The following is a 19,261-nucleotide window of genomic DNA, read 5'->3' on the forward strand; positions in this document are numbered from 1 at the left end:
GACGCAGGGAGTTCTTGAATGTTCGACAGCCTGAGCGACCGCCTTGGCGGAGTGTTCGACAAGCTTCGCGGCCGTGGCGCACTGACGGAGGCGGACGTGCGCGCCGCGATGCGCGAAGTGCGTGTCGCCCTGCTCGAGGCCGACGTCGCACTGCCGGTCGCCCGCGATTTCGTCGACAAGGTGACGGAACAGGCGGTCGGACAGGAAGTGCTCCGCTCGATCACTCCAGGTCAGCAGGTCGTCAAGCTGGTCAACGACGCGCTGGTTGAGATGCTCGGCTCGGACGCTGCGGAGCTCAACGTCGCGGTCAGCCCGCCGGCGGTGATCATGATGGTCGGCCTCCAGGGCTCGGGCAAGACGACCACCACGGCCAAGCTCGCCAAGCGCTTGTCGGACAAGGACCGCAAGAAGGTCCTGATGGCCTCGCTCGACGTTGCCCGACCGGCGGCGCAGGAGCAGTTGGCGGTGCTCGGCCGACAAGCCAAGGTCGACACGCTGCCGATCGTCCCCGGACAGTCGCCGGTCGAGATTGCTGCCCGCGCGCTGCAGTCGGCAAAGCTGCAGGGCTACGACGTCGTGCTGCTCGACACCGCAGGCCGCCTCCACGTGGACGACGCGCTGATGGGCGAGATGAAGGCGGTCGCCACCGCCTCCCACCCGGCCGAAACCCTGCTGGTCGTCGACAGCCTCACCGGCCAGGATGCGGTCAATGTCGCAAAGGGCTTCTCGGCCGAGGTCGACCTTACCGGCGTGATCCTGACGCGGATGGACGGCGACGCCCGCGGGGGCGCGGCGCTGTCGATGCGCGCGGTCACCGGCAAGCCGATCAAGTTCGCCGGCACCGGCGAAGGACTAGATGCGATCGAGGCCTTCCACCCCAGCCGCGTCGCCGGCCGGATCCTCGGCATGGGCGACGTTGTCAGCCTGGTTGAGCGCGCCGCGGAAACCATCAAGGTCGAGGATGCCGAAGCGCTCGCGGCCAAGATGGCGAAGGGCAAGTTCGACCTCGACGATCTGCGCATGCAGATCGCGCAGATGCAGAAGATGGGCGGCCTCGGTGCACTGGCCGGCATGCTTCCGGGCATGAAGGGCATTAAGGGCGCGATGGACAAGGCGCAGGATGGCAAGACGCTGGTCCACCTCGAAGCGATGATGTCCTCGATGACCGCGAAGGAACGCGCCCGGCCCGACCTCATCAACGCCAAGCGCAAAATCCGCATCGCCAAGGGCAGCGGCACCACCGTCCAGGAAGTGAACAAGCTGCTCAAGATGCATCAGGAAATGGCGAACGCCATGAAGCGCCTGAAGAAGATGGGCGGCCTCGGCAAGCTCGCGGCCCTGTTCGGCAAGGGTGGGCTGGAAGGCGCGATGGGCGGGTTGATGGGACCGGGCGGCGGCATGCCTCCCGGCGGCCTCGGCGGGGGAGGGGGGCTCCCCGGCCTTCCCGGAGGCGGTGCCAGCCCGTTCGGGCTGCCGCCCGGCTTCGACAAGTTTGGCAAGAAATAACAAGAATCTGGAAGAAGGACCTAAGACATGGCAGTTGCAATTCGTCTCGCCCGCGGTGGCTCCAAGAAGCGCCCGTACTATCGCATCGTCGTCGCCGACTCGCGCAACTCGCGTGACGGCCGCTTCATTGAAAAGGTCGGCACCTACAACCCGCTGCTCGCCAAGGACTCTCCGGAGCGCGTCAAGCTCGACAACGACCGCATCTCGCACTGGCTGAGCGTCGGCGCCCAGCCGTCGGACCGCGTCGCCCGCTTCCTGGACGCCGCCGGCCTCAAGGAACGCCCGGCCCGCAACAATCCGAACAAGGGGCAGCCGGGCGACAAGGCCAAGGAGCGCGCCGAGGAGCGTGCAACCAAGGAAGCCGAAGCCGCCGAGGCCGCTGCCGCTGCCGCCGCGGAGCCGGAAGCTCCCGCCGCTGAGGAAGCTCCTGCGGCCGAGGAAGCCTCCGCTCCGACTCAGTCCGAGCCGGCCGAAGGTGCTTCTGACACCAGCGCCGACGAAGGCACGTCCGCCCCCACCCAGCCTGAGCCCGCCGAAGGCAGCGAAGAGGCCGCTCCGGCCGAAGGCGCCGAGAAGGCAGAAGGCTAAGGAACGTCCCTCGGCTTCGCTCGGCACGAACGGCGTTGAAGACTTCAACTCCCCGTTCGTGTCGAGCGTAGTCGAGACACGTGTCGCCCTGCATGACTGATCGCATCGCTCTTGCCGCCGTCGCCGGGGCCCACGGCATTGGGGGAGAGCTTCGCCTGAAGCTCTTTACCGATGGCGCAAGCAGCCTGGCACATCACTCGAGCGTGTCGATCGGCGGGCGCGACTACCGCCTCCTGTCGTGCAAAGATTCCGGCAAAACCGCCATCGCCCGCCTTGAAGGCGTCAATGACCGCTCCGCCGCCGAGGGCCTCCGTGGGAGCCTGGTCGAGGTCGAGCGAACCGCCCTCCCACCGCTTGAGGAGGGCGAATATTACCACGCCGACCTGATCGGTCTGCCCTGCACGGATCTTGCCGGAGCGCCGCTGGGGACGGTCGTGGCGGTAGAGAATTTCGGCGCGGGCGACCTGCTCGAGATCGAGGGCCCCGATGGCAAGCGCGCTCTGGTGCCATTCAGGCCGGGCATCGCCGAACTCGCGGAGGGTCGTATCTCCGTCGATCCGGAATTCCTCGCCTAGCTTCCCTCTTCCGCTCTCTCCAACTCCCCTTCCGACACCGGCGCGCGGTACAAGGGGGTTTGCTCGGCCAGGTCGTTGCGGATGGTGGTCGCCGCCACCCCGCCTTCGCCCATCGCGTGGCTGATCTGGTCGAGCCCATGCACCACGTCGCCGGCCGCATACAGGCCCGGCACGCTGGTCCGCTGATGGTCGTCGCAGCGAAAGCAGCCATCCGGGGCCAACTCGGCGCCGACCATTTCGCCCAGCTGCGTGTGCGTGTCCGACCCGAGCGCCGGGTAGACGCTGTCGAATGTCAGGTGCCCATCGGCGGTGTCGACCGTAATGCAGCCTTCGGTCACGCCGACCGCTTCCGCCGGACCATCGACGCATTTCACTCCCGCAGCCCCGAGCCGCTCGCGCTCCTCGGGCTTGAGGTCCAGGGCGTTGTCGGGCGCGATAAGGGTCACGTCGGCGGTGTAGCTTCGGAGGAAGAGGGCCTCCCCGACGCCGCCCTTGCCCGACCCGATCACCCCCACCTTCTTGTCGGTGACTTCGAACCCGTCGCAGATCGGGCAATAGCGGATCAGGCCCCGCGCCATGGCCTCGTCATGGAGTTCCGGATCCATCGGCGGCCTGCGATTGGTGAGGCCGGTCGCCAGCAGCACGCTTCGCGCCCGGTGCGATCCGGCACCCCATTCGGCGCTGAACAGGCCGTCCTCGCAGTGGTCGAGCCGGGTCACTCGCCCCGTCTCGATCTTGGCACCATATTTCTGCGCCTGCTCGCGCATCAGCCGCAGCAATTCCTTGCCGTTGATCCCATCGGGGTAGCCCGCGTGATTGTGGGTGCACGGAATCCAGCTCGCCCGGCTATTGCCACCGTCCACCACATGGATGTCGAGGTGAAAGCGCGCGAGGTAGATCGCCGCGGTCAGCCCCGCCGGCCCGCCGCCGATAATCAGGCAGTCGTAAGGTGCATCCGTTGCCATGTCGCGCCAATGGCTTGGCGGCACTGGAGTTCCACTTACCACGCGGAAGAAACGCTGTAGAAGACCGGCGCGATGCGGGATTTCGTCCTCTTCCTCCTTTTCGTGGCTGTGGTGGCTGCGCCTGCCTACGGAGCGACCGTGGTCCTTTCCCGAAGGTATCCCTACATTTCGCGCAGCAAGCTTCTCTCGCTGGCCCCACTTCCGCTTCCAGGGCTGCTTGTCGCGATGTCTGTCATTATGATCTTTGATGCATATTTTTCGACTGATGAAGAGTGCGGCGTTGATGCCTGTGCCATGGCCTTGGTGGGGGCGGTCTTTGTCACCGCGGCGGCGATCATAGCATACGCTGTCGGCGTTGCTGCGGCCGCCTTCGCCTACCGCTCCCGCTTTTTCAACCGGGGCGAGCGAGGGCGCAAATTGTGACCTTTCGTGCCTCCGTGCTGACCCTCTACCCGGACATGTTCCCCGGGCCGCTCGGGCTGAGTCTCGCCGGCCGCGCGCTGGCCGATGGTGTGTGGAGCCTCGACACTCGCAACATCCGCGACTTCGCCACCGACAGGCACCGCAGTGTCGACGATACTCCGGCAGGAGGGGGTGCGGGCATGGTGCTGAAGCCCGATGTGCTCGCCGCCGCTCTTGACAGCGTGGCGGACGGCCGCCCGATGCTCGCCATGACCCCGCGGGGCGCCCCGCTGATCCAAGGCAAAGTCCGCGAGCTTGCGGCGGGAGAGGGGGTTGTCATCCTTTGCGGCCGCTTTGAAGGTTTCGACGAGCGCATTTTCGAAGCCCGAGCGGTCGAACCGGTCAGCGTCGGCGACTATATTCTGTCCGGCGGCGAACTCCCCGCGATGGTGCTGCTCGACGCTTGCGTCCGGCTGCTTCCCGGAGTAATGGGCGCGGCCTCCAGCGGTGAGGAGGAGAGCTTCGAAACGGGGCTTCTCGAATATCCGCATTATACCCGACCCGTCGACTGGGAAGGACGCACGATCCCCGAAGTGCTGCGATCGGGGGATCATGCGAGGATCGCGGCGTGGCGACACGAACGCGCTCTGGAAGATACACGGCTACGGCGGCCGGACCTGATCGAGCGCCATGGGGGCGCATCGCAGGCACCGCCCTCTGGCGCGCGGCGGAAGAAGTAGGGCTGTTTGAACATGAACATCATCGAGACCATCGAGCGGGAGCAGATTGCCGAACTGACCGGCACCCGCGCCATTCCGGAATTCCGTCCCGGCGACACCCTGCGCGTCGGCGTCAAGGTCGTCGAAGGCGACCGCAGCCGCGTCCAGAACTTCGAAGGCGTGTGCATCGCGCGTGCCAACAAGGGCATCAACTCGAACTTCACCGTGCGCAAGATCAGCTTCGGCGAGGGCGTTGAGCGTGTCTTCCCGCTGTATTCGCCGGCGCTGGACTCGATCGAGGTCGTCCGCCGCGGTGCCGTCCGCCGCGCCAAGCTCTATTATCTGCGCGGCCGTACCGGCAAGTCGGCCCGTATCGCCGAGCGCCGCGACCCGCGCCTCAACACCAAGGCGCAGGCCGCCGCCGCTCCGGCCGCTGCCGAAGCTCCGCAGACCGAGACTGCCGAAGGCTGAGGCTTTCGCCGACACTGGCATTCACGCGGCCGGGTCTCCACATGGAGGTCCGGCCGTTGCCGTTCCACGGAGATTGATACACATGGGCTACCGGATCGCCGTCGTTGGAGCGACGGGCAATGTCGGCCGCGAGATCTTGCAAATTCTCGCCGAACGGCAGTTTCCGCTGGATGAGGTGGCCGCCGTCGCAAGCGCCCGCTCGACCGGCAACGTCATCGATTTCGGTGACAGCGGCGAAGAGCTCAAGGTCAAGAATCTCGAACATTTTGACTTTGCGGGCTGGGACATGGCGCTGTTTGCCGCCGGGTCGGAGACCAGCAAGCTCCACGTGCCCCGCGCTGCCCAGGCCGGCTGCATCGTGATCGACAACAGCTCACTGTACCGCATGGACCCCGACGTTCCGCTGGTCGTGCCGGAAGTGAATGGAGCGGTCCTGTCGACCCGGCCGCCCAAGAACATCATCGCCAACCCCAATTGCTCGACGGCGCAGATGGTCGTCGCCCTGAAGCCGCTGCACGATGCGGCGGGGATCAAGCGGGTGGTCGTCTCGACCTACCAGTCGGTGTCCGGTGCCGGAAAGGCGGGGATGGACGAATTGTTCGAGCAGAGCCGCAATATCTTCGTCGGCGACACGGCGGAGGCCAAGACCTTTACCAAGCAGATCGCCTTCAACGTCATCCCGCACATCGACAGCTTCCTCGACGACGGCTCGACCAAGGAAGAATGGAAGATGGTGGTCGAGACCAAGAAGATCCTCGATCCCAGGATCAAGGTCACCGCCACCTGCGTCCGGGTGCCGGTGTTCGTCGGTCATTCGGAAAGCGTGAACATCGAGTTCGAGCGCGAGATCGGCGCAGACGAGGCGCGCAGCATCCTCCGCGAGGCGCCCGGCATCATGCTGGTCGATAAGCAGGAGGACGGCGGCTATGTCACGCCCGTCGAGTGCGTCGGCGACTATGCCACCTTCGTCTCCCGCGTCCGCGAGGACCCGACCGTCGAGAACGGCCTCAACCTGTGGATCGTCAGCGACAACCTTCGCAAGGGGGCGGCGCTGAATGCGGTTCAGATCGCCGAACTGCTCGGCCGCAAGCACCTGCAAAAGGCGGCCTGACGCCGCAGCGGCTGACGCCTAGCCGCGCTCGCCGGCGGAAATGTAGGATGGCGGCGGAGGCGGTGCTGCGACAGGCGCCGGCGCAAGCGGCGCAACGGGCTGCGCAACCGGCGCGGGGGCCTGAGCCGGCTCGACGAGCGCGGGCCGCCGATCGGTGGCGGCCGCGCCGATGGCGGCAATACCGCCGGCTCCGACGGCGAGCGCGCCAGCCCCGCTGCCATTGCCTCCGCGGCTCCGCGCGGTGGATGCGGCAATCGCCTTCGAGCTCATGGTGGTGGACAGGAGGAAGGTCACCGCCGGTGGGGTCAGCACGGCAAACTTGCCGCACTTCTGGAGGAACTCGCGGCGGTCTTCCGCGCCGGTGGGTTCAGGCTCAAGGCTCATGGACGCGTCCCCTTACGAACAACACAGCTCCCTCCCGGGAAGCTTACGTTTAATGTTTAGTAAATGCAACGAGTTGCGATAACTTGAAGGTCTACACCCTGATTCATGGAAGCGGAGGAGCATGGCATGGCCGAGAGGATGGGCGGCGGTTGCGCCTGCGGGCGGGTCCGGTTCGAAGCCGATGTCGCCTCGTTCGACGCTTATCTTTGCCACTGCCGGATGTGCCAGCGGGCAAGCGGAAACGTGTCGCTGGCGTTCTTCAACCTTCCACAGACGGACGTACGCTGGGCCCGCGAGCCCGACTGGTATCCAAGCTCGCCGATCGCCGAGCGGCCGTTCTGCAGCGGCTGCGGAACGACCCTTGGTTTCCGCTTCAAGGACGGGTCGGAGAAGATGGACCTGACAGTCGCCAGCTTCGACGAGCCGGGCCGCTTCAAACCGACCGCGCACTTCGGGACCGAAAGCATGCACCGCGCCTGGCTGAACACCGAGGGCCTGCCCGAGCAGAGGTCGGATGAGTACCAGCTGTTGCAGGAGCGGTGGGCGAAGGCCGGAGCTGCGCCTCCCGCCAGCTGATTGCAATGAAGGGTTTCGCCTGCCATCGAACGGGCATGCCTTTGCTTTTATCATCGCCGCTCGTGCGCGCACCCGCGAACGCGGGCCGGCGCGCATTGAGACCTGAACTTCGTCAACTCCCGTCATGGTGACCGTTTACCGCTGGACCGTTTCGGACGGCGTCGAGCTGGCCTGGCATGAGGTGGGGGAGGGCCGCCCGGTCATCCTCCTCCACGGCCTGTTCTCCGACGCCAACATGAACTGGATCAAGTTCGGCCATGCCGCCCGGATCGCTGCGGACGGCTTTCGCGTGATCATGCCGGACCTCCGCGCCCACGGACTGTCGGGCAGGCCGCATGGCGAGGAGCATTATCCCAAGGGCATTCTGGCCCGTGATCTGCGCGAGCTGATTGCGCACCTCGGTCTCGCCGAATTCGACCTCGGCGGATTTTCGCTTGGCTCGCGGACCACGGTCGAGGCGGTCGGCGAAGGGCTTGCGCCACGGCGATCGATCCTGGGCGGTGCGGGCCTCGACGGCCTACGCAACTGGAAGCGCCGCAAGACCTTCTTCCTGGAAGCCATTGCAATGTTCGACAAGGCCGAGCGCGGCGATCCGCACTGGCTGTCCATCCAGTTCATGAAGAGCCAGGGGGTCGACCGGGTCGCGTCGGCGCTACTGCTGGAAAGCTTCGAGGACGCCTTCATGGATTGGCTGGCCAGGTTCACCATGCCGACCCTGGTCGTGTGCGGGCGCGAGGACCAGGACAACGGATCGGCCGAAGAGCTTGCCGCGGCGCTGCCCAACGCCCGTTTCGAGCAGGTGCCGGGGACCCACATGAGCTCCGTCACCAAGCCCGAGCTCGGCGAGGCGATCGCGCGCTTTCTGGTCTCTTGACGGGCGCGAAACGGTCGCGCACTCCCTGCTCACGCGAACACTTGCCAACGAGGCCCTAAGCTCATGAAATTCGCCGCTTCCGTTTCGCTTGCCGCTCTCGCTCTCGCCGGCTGCGCAACCGTTCCGCCGGCCGACATGGCTGCGCAGGCACCGGCCGCTGCAGCCCAGAACGAGGTTCCCCCGGCAATCGCCGCCGCATCTTCCACCGGGCAGTTTCCGGCTACCCCGGAAGGGGGACGCCAGTTCATTGCGGCGGTGGAAAAGGACCTGTTCGACCTCAGCGTGATCGGCGGCCGGGCGCAGTGGGTCAATTCCACTTACATCAACGATGATACGGACGCGCTCGCCGCTTACTTCGGCACCATCGGTACGGAAAAGGGCGTCAACTACGCCAAGGAGGCCGCCCGCTACGCCGCCGTGCAGGGGCTCGACCCGGACACGGCGCGCAAGCTCAACATCCTGCGTGGCGCCCTGGTCCTCGCCGCGCCGACCACGCCGGGCGCGGCCGCCGAGCTCAACACGATCAGCACGCGGCTGCAGTCGACCTACGGCAAGGGCCGGGCTTCGCTGAACGGTAAGGAGATTACCGGCGACGTCGCCGAGGAGCAGATGGGCGAGCTGCGCGATCCGGCCAAGCTGCAGGAGATCTGGACCAGCTGGCACAACAACGTCGGCCGGCCGATGCGCCCCGATTACACCCGCATGGTCGAGATCGCCAACCAGGGCGCAAAGGAACTTGGCTACGCCGATACCGGTGCGATGTGGCGGTCGAACTACGACATGAGCCCGGACGAATTCTCGGCCATGTACGACCGGCTGTGGTCGGAAGTGAAGCCGCTCTACGACCAGCTTCATTGCTATACCCGGACCAAGCTCAACCAGAAGTACGGCAATGCCATCCAGCCCGCGTCCGGCCCAATCCGTGCCGACCTGCTGGGCAACATGTGGGCGCAGGAATGGGGCAACATCTATGACGTGGTCGCGCCCAAGGGAGCCGGCGACATCGGCTACGACCTGACCGACCTGCTCGTCCGCAAGAAGACCAATCCTACAGAGATGGTCCGGATGGGCGAGCGCTTCTACACGTCGCTTGGCCTCGATCCGCTGCCGGCCAGCTTCTGGCAGCGCTCGCAGATCGTTCGTCCGGAAGGCCGCGAAGTGGTCTGCCACGCCTCGGCCTGGGACCTCGACAACAAGGACGACCTGCGCATCAAGATGTGCACCAAGGTCAACGCCGACGACTTCGTGACCATCCACCACGAGCTTGGCCACAATTATTACCAGCGCGCCTATAACCAGCAGCCGTACCTATACCTGAACGGCGCCAACGACGGCTTCCATGAGGCGATCGGCGATTTCGTAGCGTTGTCGGTGACGCCGGAGTATCTCGTCCAGATTGGCCTGCTCGACCGCAACAAGGTGCCCGACGCGAGCAAGGACACCGGCCTGCTGCTTCGCCAGGCGATGGACAAGGTGGCTTTCCTGCCGTTCGGCCTGATGGTCGACAAGTGGCGCTGGGGCGTGTTCGACGGCTCGATCCCGTCGAGCGGCTACGAAGCCGGCTGGAACCAGCTTCGTCAGCAATATCAGGGCATAACCCCGCCGGTGCAGCGCTCGGAGGCCGATTTCGACCCGGGCGCCAAGTTCCACATTCCGGGTAACACGCCGTACGCGCGCTACTTCCTGGCGCGGATCCTCCAGTTCCAGTTCTACAAGGCCGCTTGCGATATGAGCGGGTGGAAGGGCCCGCTTCATCGCTGCTCCTTCTACGGCAACAAGGAAGTGGGCGCGCGGCTGAACCAGATGCTGCAGTTGGGCGCGTCCAAGCCGTGGCCGGAGGCGCTGCAGGCGTTCACCGGCAGCCGCGAAATGTCCGCCAAGCCGATGCTGGAATATTTCGCTCCGCTGCAGGCGTGGCTGCAGGAGCAGAACCGCGGAAAGCAGTGCGGGTGGTGAGCCTGGAGCGCCGAGGCTGAGCCGAACGCGAAGCGAGGACGGCTTAGCCGCGAGACGCGGAAAGGCCGGCCAGCCTGCAGCGAAGCTGACAGGACTGACGTCATGGGGTTTATCCCCATAACGGCCTGCACCGCTGAGATCGCACCCTCGCCTTCACCCTTCCGCCACTTCGCGGCTCCCTCCCGCTCCCGCAAGCGGGAGAGGGGCTGCGCTACTCCGCCGCCATCCCGGCCGCCCGAAGCCTACGCTCCGCATCGCGGGTGCCGATATCGTGGCGGCGCTGGTTGAGCCAGGACACGCCGCCAATCGCTGCCGCGGCCCCGGCCAGGACCGCCAGTCCGCCGATCGTCGCTGCCGCCGCGAACGGGTGCATTTGCGCTTCCAGGAACAGCGAGGTCTGGCGAGTGATCGGCTGCTGGTTGCTTTCCGTCCGCCCGTCGGCTCGCGGCTCGAATAGATTGTCGTTGGTGCCAGGGGAGGGCGGAACGTCGCTGGTCTGGCTGAACTCGCCTCCGGCCACCTCCATCGCCTTGTCGGCAAGGCGCGGAAAAGCCGGCGCGAGTGTCGTGAGCGCGAGTCCGCCGCCACCGACGATCAGCTGGCGGCGGCGGTGTTCGGCGGCAAAGCAGATTGCCTTGGCGACCAGCTCCACGTCGTAGATCGGCTGCGGTAGCCGGGCGGGCTTCGACAGCTTGTTCCGGGCATGTTCGGGGTAGGGCGTGTCGATCGCGGACGGCTTGATCAGCGTGACCTGCATCGGCGAGCCGTCTTCCTCCAACTCCATCCGCAAGGCATCGGTGAAGTTCATGACCGCAGCCTTCATCGCGCAATAAGGCCCCTGCAGCGGAATCGAGCGGTTCGACAGCACTGAGCCGAGGTTGATCAGGGCTCCGGCACGGCCCTTCAGGTGCTTCACCGCCTCAAGGCTGCCTTGCACCAGTCCGAAGTAGCCAACGTCGAACACACGGCGATGCTCGGCCAAGGTGACCTCTTCGAGCGGCGCGTACAGCGCCACGGCGGCATCGTTCACCCAGGTATCGAACCCGCCGAACTCGGCGATCGCCTTGGCCGCGATCTCGGCCGCTGCCCCCTCGTCGGCCACGTCCAGCGCCACGGAGTAGGCCCGCCCGCCCTTGTTGCGGATGCTGACCACGGCTTCGTCCAGCGCCTGGTCGTTGCGGGCGGCCAGAAGCACCTCCGCTCCGGCCCCGGCGGCCCGGCGAGCGGTTGCGAGGCCGATACCGCTGGTGGCGCCGGTGATCACCATGCGCTGGTCGGACAAGGGTTTCAGCGGCTCGGCCATGTGTTCGCTCCCGATAAGACGAGGGGCGCCAACGGCGCCCCTCGGTTGTTCGTTCCAGTTGAGCTTACGCGCCGTATGAGATCGCGCCGCTCTTGGTCTGGTCCTTGGATGTCTGGTCGAGGCCCGTGCCGCCCGCGGATCCGGCGGTCGAGCCGCCGCTGCCGCTCCGGGTGCCGCCAGTTGCCGCGGAGCTGGTGCCGCTGGCCGGCTGGGTTGAGCCAGTGCTGCCGCTCGTGCCCGTGTTAGCGCTGCTGCTGCTCATCCCGCTGCTGCTGCTTCCAGCCTTGCTGCCGCTCGACCGGCTGCCACGGCCGCTGGTCCCGGTTGGCGAGGTGCCTGCGGCGGCGCTCGGTGTAGCGCTTGCAGTCTCCAAGGTGCGGCTCTCGCTGCTGGACTGCTCGTTGCTGTCCTGCTGGCCCCACTTCATGATCGGCTGCGAGCCGCTTCCGCTCCGCCGGGACCACAGATAGGCACCTGCAGCCGCCGCCGCCGTAGCAACCGCTGCCGCGGTAACCGGGCGAGAGCGCATTGTGTCCCTGATTCCGAGGCCGCTGTAGCTGCGCTCACTGCGGCGATTCCGATCGTTACGATCGGTGTCTCTGTCCTTGGCCACGTCTTGCTCCTTTTCACGCGAGTTCGAGGGGCCAACGCGCTTCTGGCGCCATCGTTGCGCCCCAACTCGACAGGGAGAAGGGGCGCTGCGACGGACAGAAAAACCGTTAGATTTGAGACAGCATCGTCTCGGCGCTCGATGCCTGATATTCGCCGGGGGCTTCCAGGTTCAGCTGCTCCACCACCCCATCGTTGACGACCATGGAATAACGCTGCGAGCGGACCGAGCCCATTCCGAACTTGCTTCCGTCCATCTCCAGGCCGAGCGCCTGCGCCAGCTGACCGTTGCCGTCGGCCAGCATGGTGATGTTCTCGCTGCCCTGCTCGCGGTTCCAGGCGCTCATCACGAACGCATCGTTGACGGAGGTGCAGGCGATCTCGTCGACGCCCTTGCTCTTCAACTCGTCGGCCTTTCCCACGAACGACGGCAGATGCTTGGCCGAGCAGGTCGGGGTGTAGGCACCGGGAACGGCGAACAAGGCCACTTTCTTGCCGGCGAAATATTCGGCGGTTGTGGTCGGCTGGGGACCCTCGCCAGTTGCGATGGTAAGCGGAACGTCGGGAAGGCGGTCGCCGACCTTGATGGCCATGTTGGAAGTCTCCTGTTTGCGGGTGGCCGGCAGATAAGCGGGGCGGCATGGCGCCACAAGTGCGGGGAGGGGGTTGCCCCAACCGAGCCGGACACGCATGCTTCGCGGCAATGGACCAAGCTCCTTTCCTCTCCGGCCAATTGCTACTGGCGATGCCGGGAATGGCCGATCCGCGCTTCGAACGGGCGGTAATCGCTGTCTGCGTCCATGACGAGAATGGCGCGGTCGGCATTGGCATCGGCCACAAGCGGGCCGGCTTGCGCTTCCGCGGGCTGCTCAAGCAGTTGGAGATCGATCCGGGTGAGGCGCCCGATTGTGCCATCCACCACGGCGGGCCGGTCGAGCCCGGGCGGGGTTTCGTGCTTCATTCCACCGACTGGGGCGGCGAGGACACGCTGCACGTGGTTGGAGCGGGGGGCGAGTTGTGCGCTCTGACCGGAACCATCGACGTGCTCAAGGCGATCGCCGAGGGCCGCGGGCCTTCGCAATGGCTGGCGGCGCTCGGCTATGCTGGATGGGCAGGCGGGCAGCTGGAAGAGGAGATGACCCGGCACGGCTGGTTCGTCTGCGCCGGCAAGCCGGCCCTGCTGTTCGACACTCCGACCGACGAGCGCTGGGGAACCGCCTTCCGCAGCGCCGGGGTGGACCCCCGCCTGCTCAGCAGCGAGACCGGCGCAGCCTGATGGCAGCGTCAGGAAAGCACATATAAAGCTTTCTTTATATGACTGGCTGGGCTAGGGGCGCGGGCGAACAACCGTGGCCCTGCCGCCGGCGGTCCTGTCCCCATTGGAGAAACAGCAACGTGGCTACCCAGACTCTTGAGCGCGACTATCTGGTCAAGGACCTCAGCCTCGCCGACTTCGGCCGCAAGGAGATCGAGATCGCCGAGACCGAAATGCCGGGTCTCATGGCTCTGCGGGAGGAATATGGCGCGTCAAAGCCGCTGAAGGGTGCTCGGATCACCGGTTCGCTGCACATGACCATCCAGACCGCCGTGCTGATCGAGACGCTGACCGCGCTCGGCGCCGACGTCCGCTGGGCGAGCTGCAACATCTATTCGACGCAGGACCACGCGGCCGCGGCCATCGCCAAGACCGGTGTTCCGGTGTTCGCCGTGAAGGGCGAAACCCTGGAGGAATATTGGGACTATGTCGTCCGCATCTTCGATTGGGGGCAGGACCAGACGTGCAACCTGATCCTCGACGATGGCGGCGACGCGACCATGTTCGCGCTGTGGGGTGCGCGGGTTGAGGCAGGCGAGAGCCTGTTCGATCCGACCAACGAGGAAGAGGAAGTGTTCGTCGCGACGCTGAACCGCTTCCTCAAGGAGCGTCCAGGATACCTCACCAGGACGGTTCAGGCCATTAAGGGCGTGTCTGAAGAGACCACCACCGGTGTTCACCGGCTGTACGAGCTGTCCAAGCAGGGCAAGCTCCCGTTCCCGGCGATCAACGTCAACGACAGCGTCACCAAGTCGAAGTTCGACAACCTTTACGGCTGCAAGGAATCGCTGGTGGACGCGATCCGCCGCGCGACGGACGTCATGCTGGCCGGCAAGGTCGCCGTGGTTGCCGGTTTCGGCGACGTCGGCAAGGGCTCGGCCGCCTCGCTCCGCAACGGCGGCGCGCGCGTGCTGGTGACCGAAGTCGATCCGATCTGCGCATTGCAGGCGGCGATGGAAGGCTATGAGGTCGTGACGATGGAGGAGGCTGCAGGTCGTGCCGACATCTTCGTTACCGCCACTGGCAACATGGACGTCATCACGCTCGACCATATGCGGGCGATGAAGAACATGGCGATCGTCTGCAACATCGGCCACTTTGACAGCGAGATCCAGATCGCCGGCCTGAACAACATGAAGTGGACGGAGATCAAGCCGCAGGTCGACGAGGTCGAGTTTGCCGACGGCAAGAAGATCATCGTGCTGGCCAAGGGCCGCCTGGTGAACCTGGGCTGCGCCACCGGTCACCCGAGCTTCGTCATGAGCAGCAGCTTCACCAACCAGGTGCTGGCGCAGATCGAGCTGTGGACCCGCTCCGAGCAGTACGGCAAGGACGTCTACGTCCTGCCGAAGCACCTCGACGAAAAGGTCGCGGCGCTGCACCTCGACAAGCTGGGCGTGAAGCTCACCACGCTGTCGGACAAGCAGGCGGCCTATATCGGCGTGAAGCCGCAGGGCCCGTTCAAGCCGGAACACTACCGCTACTAAGGGTGAGAGCTCAAAAGTCTGCACGGGGCCGAGAGCGGTGATCCGCTCCCGGCCTTATTGCCGCTAGAACGGTCGGCCGGGAGCCCCGGAGAGGTCCAGCGGCGCGACCCGAATCCACTTGGACAGAAGCAGCTTGCGTCCTTGCCGGACCGGCAGCCCAGCATGACGCGCAGCGGCGTACGGCTGCCCGTGTGAGTCGATATTGTGGAACAAGAGACCGTCCCCGCGCTCGCCGCGGTGAGTCAAGTTCGAGTCGGGAAACTGCGTCTCCCCGCCCGCATAGTCATCATTGAGGTAGACTAAAAAAGTCATCGCGCGCTGATTGTGCCCGGTCGGCAGGGCGTCGCTGTGCAATTTGTACTGCTGACCCGGCTCGTAGCTGAGCACTTGGATCGGTTCCCCCTGCTCGTAGGTAGTGCGGGTCACGGCTGCAATCCGCCGATTGATCGCATGCAAGACCGGATCCTCCCTAGTGAAAGGGAACACTGCTGCGCTCGAAGTCCGGACCGGATCGCGGATGATGGCACCCGTTTGATCGATTACCACCGAAGGACTTAACAGCGGGTTGGCTTGGTCGATAACAAAGGCTGCCTCGTCACCGCTGAGGAAACGGGGAAAACGAACAATGTCTGGATTGGATCGGAGTTGCTCGCTGGGGAAGTCGCGCGCAGGATTGCCAGCTTTGTCCAGCTTCATTGCGTTCAGCAGGGATAGTTGGCGGCGAGCCAACTGGTTTTGGCCGCCTCGGCGGTGAAGTCCTTCAAGCATTTCGTCCCAGTGGCGCTCAATCCCGCCGGCGCCGCTCGCGAGGAGGGCAAGGTAGACAGCCTCGGCTTCGTCAAGGCCCAGCTCGGCGGCGCGGCCGAACAGCGCCCGCGCCTCGCCAAGGTCGCGGCGAATAACCGCACCGGTCAGCCGCCAATCGGCAAGCGTTGCGGCTGCCAAGGCATCCCCGCGAGCGATCGCGTCATTAAGCAAATGGAACGCGTCTCTTACCTGGCCGCGATCGGCAAGGCTGTTAGCGTGGTCGACGACGGCGGTTGGCAAGTCGGGCATGCGTGTTCTTACAAGCAAAAAAGGGGGGCCGGAGCAATGTCCGACCCCCCAGCTTTTTCAGCTCTGATCGAGATCAGAACTTCGCAACAAAGCCCGTGTAGAAGTAGCGGCCACGATTGTCGTAGATGCCGGAGCCGCCGCCCACGCCAGTAAGGCCGTATGGCGGGAACTCGTTACCGACATTGTCGATGCCGAAGTAAGCGTTGATTTTCGAAGTGAAGTCATACGCGACTCGGACGTCGTGGTAGAATACGTCAGGGTACTTCACGATCGGAGCATAATCAGTGTTCTCCGGCGGAAGGTCGTTCACACCATTATAATCCTCGAACGTATTCAGATACATGCGGTCAATCCACCGCATCTGGTATCCAAGGGTCAGTTTGCCCCGCTTGGCATTGACGTTCACGTTAACCTGGTCGTCCGGATCGCCCAGCTCGCTCTTGAACACGTTCACGAAGTCAGGGTTCGCCGGATTCGTGTAGCTCTCGTTCTTGAGGACATGGGTCCAAATCGCGTTCACGTCGATTCGCGCAAAGTCAAACGTCCGACGATAGTTGATCTGGGTGTCGATGCCGCGAACCTTAAGCTTCGCAAAGTTGGCCGTGCTCTGCAGCAGCGAACCTTCGAGAATCCGGAACGGCTCCTCACCACGCGGACCGCCCGAGGCGCCCGCACGCTGGAAGAGGTTGCAGAACGGATTGCTGAGGCTTGGCGAGTCGTAGCAGAGGTTGGCAATCTGCTGCGCCGATCCGACGCTGGTGATCACGTCCTTCACCTTGATGTCGTAATAGTCAGCGGAGATCGACAGGCCGGGGATAAAGCGTGGCTGCACGTAACCGCCGATCGTGATCGAGTCGGACGTTTCCACCTGAAGGTCTGGGTTTCCGCCGCTGACAATTTCCAGCGAAGAGCTATAGACATAGTCATAGTTGGCCGGACGGCCTGCCGCGTTGCAGTTCGCAACACGATTGGCGCTGCCGTTCGCAAGATTCCGTGCAGAGCAGGGATCGCCGAACCCTGGAGCGAAGTTCTGACCTTGAGCCGAATAAAGCTCGGACAGGTTCGGAGCGCGAACGGAGCGGTTGTACGCACCGCGGAAGGTGATGTCCCGGATCGGGCTCCAGATGCCTTCGGCGCCATAGGTCTTCACCGTTCCGGCCGCGCCCTTGTAGTCCGAGATACGTCCCGAACCCTTAACCGTGAGCTCATGCGCAAGCGGCAAGTCCTTCACGAGCGGGAAGTTCAGCTCGGCGTAGGCTTCCTTCACTTTGAACGATGGCGCATCGAAGCTCGGGATTGCATTGTAGAACGCGTAACCGGCCTGCGTCAGGTCATCCAGGTCATACTTCAGCGTCTCTCGACGGTATTCGCCGCCGATCGAAAAGCCGACCGGGCCGCCCTGCAATTCGAACAACTGGCTCGAATCGCCCGACACATAGCCGAGGATGTCGAACTGGGTGATCTTCCCGTCGGCGCGTGAATCAACCGTCAGGTAATTCTGCGCTTCCGGGCTGATGTTCCCATCGCCAAGCGGATTCAAGGGTACGCAGGCCGCGATGTCGGCAGCCAGCTGAGCCGGATTGCCGCCACGGTCGGTGCCTGCAAACCGCGGGTCAACCTGCGAACGGCAGACAATCTGGCCGGACGCGTTGCGCACTGTGTCGACCGCCAGCAGGTAACGCTGACGGTTGATGTTGCCGGTGATGACGTTCTTTTCTTTGTGCTCGCCGTAGTTCGCGGAAAGCTCGTAGCTCCAATCGTCGTTGAAATCGCCGCGAACGCCTGCGACACCGCGATAAGTTTCACGCTTGAAATCTTCGTCGCGGATGCCGAGTTCAACGAAGTTGCGGCGAAGCGCGAAGCGGAACGAGCCTTCTTGCACTTGCTGTAGCGCACGGGCCTGATTGGCGAGTCCGGCGGCAGTGGTTCCGAACGCCGTCCCGGTATTCGGATTCACACCAGCATTGATAGCCGCCAGCGCTTGCGCCGCGATGGTCGCACGAGCGGAGGCTGAGAGATACGGGTTGTCGAGCCGGACACCTTCACGGTTTACCGGGCCATTCGCGCCGGTCAGAACAAACGAACGGTCATTGAAACCTGCTACCTGAACGCCGTCGCCAAGGGTCGTGCCCTGCGAGAAGAACGGACCGCTCTGCGAGCCGGCTGCGTCGGATCGAACATACTTGGCTTCGAAGAACGGCACAATCGCGGGGGTGATTTCATAATGCCCCAGCAAATTGAAGGAGTAGCGCTTCACATCCGGCGAAAGGGCCAGCAGCTTGCCTTCGCGGCCCGAGTAGCCGTTGCCGCCGATGAAGCTGCCATTCGGGCCAACGCCGATGCGGGTTCCGGTTACGCCCGTCAGTGTGCCGTCCGTGTTGAACTGGCTGACGCAGGTGAAGGCGCCGCCGAAGGCAGCGGTGCCGCAAGGCGCGGCGGCACCGTTGCGGATGGCAACCAGGCCACCCAGCGAAATGGTCGTCGAGCGGATGTCCTGGAAGAAGGTGCGGTCAAAGCCGCCGGCAGCGCCGTTGACGGAGCCTGGCGGGTCGTTCTCGACCACCACGAAAGCATCGTTCTGCGCAAGCGGGCGGACTTCCGAAGCATAGAAGTCGCCAGTGTGCGAGAACTCGAGTGCGCCGGTCAGGTTGGCGCGGCCGTCAAAGAGGTTCTTGCCGGCAAGGAGGGACACGAACTGATTGTCGGCGACCTCATACTTGTTGATGCCGGCCTGACCGCGAACCTGAATGCCTTCGTAGTCGCGGCGCAGCACGAAGTTGACCACGCCCGCGATTGCGTCCGACCCGTATACTGCCGAAGCGCCGCCGGTCACCACGTCGACGCGCTCGATCAGATCCGACGGGATGGTGTTGATGTCCACCGACACGCCGTTGCTGAGAACGTCCGATCCAACGTGGCGGCGGCCATTCACCAAAACCAGGGTGCGCTGCGAACCGAGACCGCGGAGGTCAAGCAGGTTCAGGCCGCGGGTGCCCAGAAACCGAGTTGAGTTTGCAGTGCTGAAGGTGCTGCGAAGCTGCGGGAGCTCATTGAGCTGGTCGCCGACCTGGACGCTGCCGGTTTGAAAAAGTTCTTCGCCGCGGAGGGTGGTCACCGGAGCGGCAGATTCAAGATTCGGCGTACGGATGCGCGAACCGGTCACGAGGATCTCGTCGCCGGTGGTTTCCTTGGCGTCGGCTATCGTTCCACCGGTATCCGCGGGAACCTGGGCCGGATCCTGGGTCGTGGTCTGCTGCGTCGCAGGATCCTGCGTCGTGACCGGTTGCGTCACAGTGTCCTGCGTTGTGGTCGGCTGCGCCACAGTCTCCTGCGCAAATGCGACGCCGGAAAAGCCGCACGCAAC

The 19,261-nt window shown here is 64.7% G+C and carries 19 protein-coding genes; 13 read left to right on the forward strand and 6 right to left on the reverse strand.

The window, feature by feature from the left end; all coding sequences use genetic code 11:
* Positions 1 to 18 precede the first annotated feature (18 nt).
* The 3 genes from ffh to rimM all read left to right on the forward strand — a co-directional run bounded on the left by ffh (position 19) and on the right by rimM (position 2,669).
* Entirely contained in the window at positions 19 to 1,506 is a 1,488-nt protein-coding gene (ffh, locus tag ACFQPG_RS08860) for a signal recognition particle protein (protein WP_380812157.1), read from the forward strand.
* 27 nt (positions 1,507 to 1,533) lie between these two features.
* Positions 1,534 to 2,094: a 30S ribosomal protein S16 gene (gene rpsP, locus ACFQPG_RS08865; protein ID WP_380812159.1), complete on the forward strand. Its 561-nt coding sequence runs from the start codon at positions 1,534 to 1,536 to the stop codon at positions 2,092 to 2,094.
* Between the two features lie 92 nt (positions 2,095 to 2,186).
* Positions 2,187 to 2,669, forward strand: a complete 483-nt coding sequence (rimM, locus tag ACFQPG_RS08870; protein ID WP_380812161.1) for a ribosome maturation factor RimM — start codon at positions 2,187 to 2,189, stop codon at positions 2,667 to 2,669.
* Here rimM and ACFQPG_RS08875 read toward each other — a convergent pair.
* Positions 2,666 to 3,634, reverse strand: coding sequence for an NAD(P)/FAD-dependent oxidoreductase (locus ACFQPG_RS08875; protein ID WP_380812163.1), 969 nt, complete (start codon positions 3,632 to 3,634; stop codon positions 2,666 to 2,668). The genes rimM and ACFQPG_RS08875 overlap by 4 nt on opposite strands.
* A 72-nt stretch (positions 3,635 to 3,706) precedes the next feature.
* Between ACFQPG_RS08875 and ACFQPG_RS08880 the strand changes: the two genes are divergently transcribed.
* The 4 genes from ACFQPG_RS08880 to ACFQPG_RS08895 all read left to right on the forward strand — a co-directional run bounded on the left by ACFQPG_RS08880 (position 3,707) and on the right by ACFQPG_RS08895 (position 6,337).
* Positions 3,707 to 4,057: a hypothetical protein gene (locus ACFQPG_RS08880; RefSeq protein WP_380812165.1), complete on the forward strand. Its 351-nt coding sequence runs from the start codon at positions 3,707 to 3,709 to the stop codon at positions 4,055 to 4,057.
* Positions 4,054 to 4,776, forward strand: coding sequence for a tRNA (guanosine(37)-N1)-methyltransferase TrmD (gene trmD, locus ACFQPG_RS08885; RefSeq protein ID WP_380812167.1), 723 nt, complete (start codon positions 4,054 to 4,056; stop codon positions 4,774 to 4,776). Before ACFQPG_RS08880 ends, trmD begins: the two co-directional genes overlap by 4 nt.
* A 12-nt stretch (positions 4,777 to 4,788) precedes the next feature.
* Positions 4,789 to 5,226, forward strand: a complete 438-nt coding sequence (gene rplS, locus ACFQPG_RS08890; RefSeq protein WP_380812169.1) for a 50S ribosomal protein L19 — start codon at positions 4,789 to 4,791, stop codon at positions 5,224 to 5,226.
* 82 nt (positions 5,227 to 5,308) lie between these two features.
* Positions 5,309 to 6,337 (forward strand): aspartate-semialdehyde dehydrogenase, encoded by a 1,029-nt coding sequence (locus ACFQPG_RS08895; protein WP_380812171.1) that lies wholly within the window; start codon positions 5,309 to 5,311, stop codon positions 6,335 to 6,337.
* 18 nt (positions 6,338 to 6,355) lie between these two features.
* On the opposite strand, the gene ACFQPG_RS08900 is transcribed toward ACFQPG_RS08895, so the two are convergent.
* On the reverse strand, positions 6,356 to 6,721 hold the full coding sequence (locus tag ACFQPG_RS08900) for a hypothetical protein (protein ID WP_380812173.1): 366 nt from the start codon (positions 6,719 to 6,721) through the stop codon (positions 6,356 to 6,358).
* Between the two features lie 126 nt (positions 6,722 to 6,847).
* Between ACFQPG_RS08900 and ACFQPG_RS08905 the strand changes: the two genes are divergently transcribed.
* From ACFQPG_RS08905 to ACFQPG_RS08915, 3 genes are all read left to right on the forward strand, one after another.
* Positions 6,848 to 7,297, forward strand: a complete 450-nt coding sequence (locus ACFQPG_RS08905) for a GFA family protein (RefSeq protein WP_380812175.1) — start codon at positions 6,848 to 6,850, stop codon at positions 7,295 to 7,297.
* Between the two features lie 124 nt (positions 7,298 to 7,421).
* Positions 7,422 to 8,171 carry an alpha/beta fold hydrolase gene (locus ACFQPG_RS08910; RefSeq protein WP_380812177.1) on the forward strand — a complete coding sequence of 250 codons (750 nt, stop codon included), beginning with the start codon at positions 7,422 to 7,424 and terminating at the stop codon, positions 8,169 to 8,171.
* A 63-nt stretch (positions 8,172 to 8,234) separates the two neighbouring features.
* Positions 8,235 to 10,127, forward strand: a complete 1,893-nt coding sequence (locus tag ACFQPG_RS08915) for a M2 family metallopeptidase (RefSeq protein ID WP_380812179.1) — start codon at positions 8,235 to 8,237, stop codon at positions 10,125 to 10,127.
* A gap of 211 nt (positions 10,128 to 10,338) precedes the next feature.
* On the opposite strand, the gene ACFQPG_RS08920 is transcribed toward ACFQPG_RS08915, so the two are convergent.
* The gene (locus tag ACFQPG_RS08920; protein WP_380812181.1) at positions 10,339 to 11,430 is read right to left on the reverse strand and encodes an SDR family oxidoreductase; all 1,092 of its coding nucleotides are present in this window, start codon (positions 11,428 to 11,430) and stop codon (positions 10,339 to 10,341) included.
* A gap of 92 nt (positions 11,431 to 11,522) precedes the next feature.
* Here ACFQPG_RS08920 and ACFQPG_RS08925 point away from each other — a divergent pair, with 92 nt between their 5' ends.
* Positions 11,523 to 11,900 (forward strand): hypothetical protein, encoded by a 378-nt coding sequence (locus ACFQPG_RS08925; RefSeq protein ID WP_380812183.1) that lies wholly within the window; start codon positions 11,523 to 11,525, stop codon positions 11,898 to 11,900.
* Between the two features lie 249 nt (positions 11,901 to 12,149).
* Here ACFQPG_RS08925 and ACFQPG_RS08930 read toward each other — a convergent pair whose 3' ends face one another.
* Positions 12,150 to 12,632: a peroxiredoxin gene (locus ACFQPG_RS08930; protein ID WP_380812184.1), complete on the reverse strand. Its 483-nt coding sequence runs from the start codon at positions 12,630 to 12,632 to the stop codon at positions 12,150 to 12,152.
* A 110-nt stretch (positions 12,633 to 12,742) separates the two neighbouring features.
* On the opposite strand from ACFQPG_RS08930, the gene ACFQPG_RS08935 reads away from it, so the two are divergent.
* Both ACFQPG_RS08935 and ahcY read left to right on the forward strand, forming a co-directional pair.
* Positions 12,743 to 13,315 (forward strand): YqgE/AlgH family protein, encoded by a 573-nt coding sequence (locus ACFQPG_RS08935; protein WP_380812186.1) that lies wholly within the window; start codon positions 12,743 to 12,745, stop codon positions 13,313 to 13,315.
* Between the two features lie 119 nt (positions 13,316 to 13,434).
* Positions 13,435 to 14,841, forward strand: coding sequence for an adenosylhomocysteinase (gene ahcY / locus ACFQPG_RS08940; protein WP_380812188.1), 1,407 nt, complete (start codon positions 13,435 to 13,437; stop codon positions 14,839 to 14,841).
* Positions 14,842 to 14,904: 63 nt separating this feature from the next.
* Here the strand turns inward: ahcY and ACFQPG_RS08945 are convergent, their stop codons facing one another.
* The gene (locus tag ACFQPG_RS08945) at positions 14,905 to 15,897 is read right to left on the reverse strand and encodes a 2OG-Fe(II) oxygenase (RefSeq protein ID WP_380812190.1); all 993 of its coding nucleotides are present in this window, start codon (positions 15,895 to 15,897) and stop codon (positions 14,905 to 14,907) included.
* 73 nt (positions 15,898 to 15,970) lie between these two features.
* Positions 15,971 to 19,219, reverse strand: coding sequence for a TonB-dependent receptor domain-containing protein (locus tag ACFQPG_RS08950; protein WP_380812192.1), 3,249 nt, complete (start codon positions 19,217 to 19,219; stop codon positions 15,971 to 15,973).
* Between the last annotated feature and the right edge of the window lie 42 nt (positions 19,220 to 19,261).

It is taken from the genome of Sphingomonas sp. GCM10030256, from assembly GCF_042666415.1.
In the GTDB taxonomy this organism is placed as follows: Bacteria; Pseudomonadota; Alphaproteobacteria; order Sphingomonadales; family Sphingomonadaceae; genus Sphingomicrobium.

Bases quoted from the DNA above. Each gene is read 5' to 3' on its own strand.
- ffh (WP_380812157.1), top strand. From the start codon at position 19: ATGTTCGACAGCCTGAGCGACCGCCTTGGCGGAGTGTTCGACAAGCTT.
- rpsP (WP_380812159.1), top strand. From the start codon at position 1,534: ATGGCAGTTGCAATTCGTCTCGCCCGCGGTGGCTCCAAGAAGCGCCCG.
- rimM (WP_380812161.1), top strand. From the start codon at position 2,187: ATGACTGATCGCATCGCTCTTGCCGCCGTCGCCGGGGCCCACGGCATT.
- ACFQPG_RS08875 (WP_380812163.1), bottom strand. From the start codon at position 3,634: ATGGCAACGGATGCACCTTACGACTGCCTGATTATCGGCGGCGGGCCG.
- ACFQPG_RS08880 (WP_380812165.1), top strand. From the start codon at position 3,707: ATGCGGGATTTCGTCCTCTTCCTCCTTTTCGTGGCTGTGGTGGCTGCG.
- rplS (WP_380812169.1), top strand. From the start codon at position 4,789: ATGAACATCATCGAGACCATCGAGCGGGAGCAGATTGCCGAACTGACC.
- ACFQPG_RS08895 (WP_380812171.1), top strand. From the start codon at position 5,309: ATGGGCTACCGGATCGCCGTCGTTGGAGCGACGGGCAATGTCGGCCGC.
- ACFQPG_RS08900 (WP_380812173.1), bottom strand. From the start codon at position 6,721: ATGAGCCTTGAGCCTGAACCCACCGGCGCGGAAGACCGCCGCGAGTTC.
- ACFQPG_RS08905 (WP_380812175.1), top strand. From the start codon at position 6,848: ATGGCCGAGAGGATGGGCGGCGGTTGCGCCTGCGGGCGGGTCCGGTTC.
- ACFQPG_RS08910 (WP_380812177.1), top strand. From the start codon at position 7,422: ATGGTGACCGTTTACCGCTGGACCGTTTCGGACGGCGTCGAGCTGGCC.
- ACFQPG_RS08915 (WP_380812179.1), top strand. From the start codon at position 8,235: ATGAAATTCGCCGCTTCCGTTTCGCTTGCCGCTCTCGCTCTCGCCGGC.
- ACFQPG_RS08920 (WP_380812181.1), bottom strand. From the start codon at position 11,430: ATGGCCGAGCCGCTGAAACCCTTGTCCGACCAGCGCATGGTGATCACC.
- ACFQPG_RS08930 (WP_380812184.1), bottom strand. From the start codon at position 12,632: ATGGCCATCAAGGTCGGCGACCGCCTTCCCGACGTTCCGCTTACCATC.
- ACFQPG_RS08935 (WP_380812186.1), top strand. From the start codon at position 12,743: ATGGACCAAGCTCCTTTCCTCTCCGGCCAATTGCTACTGGCGATGCCG.
- ACFQPG_RS08945 (WP_380812190.1), bottom strand. From the start codon at position 15,897: ATGCCCGACTTGCCAACCGCCGTCGTCGACCACGCTAACAGCCTTGCC.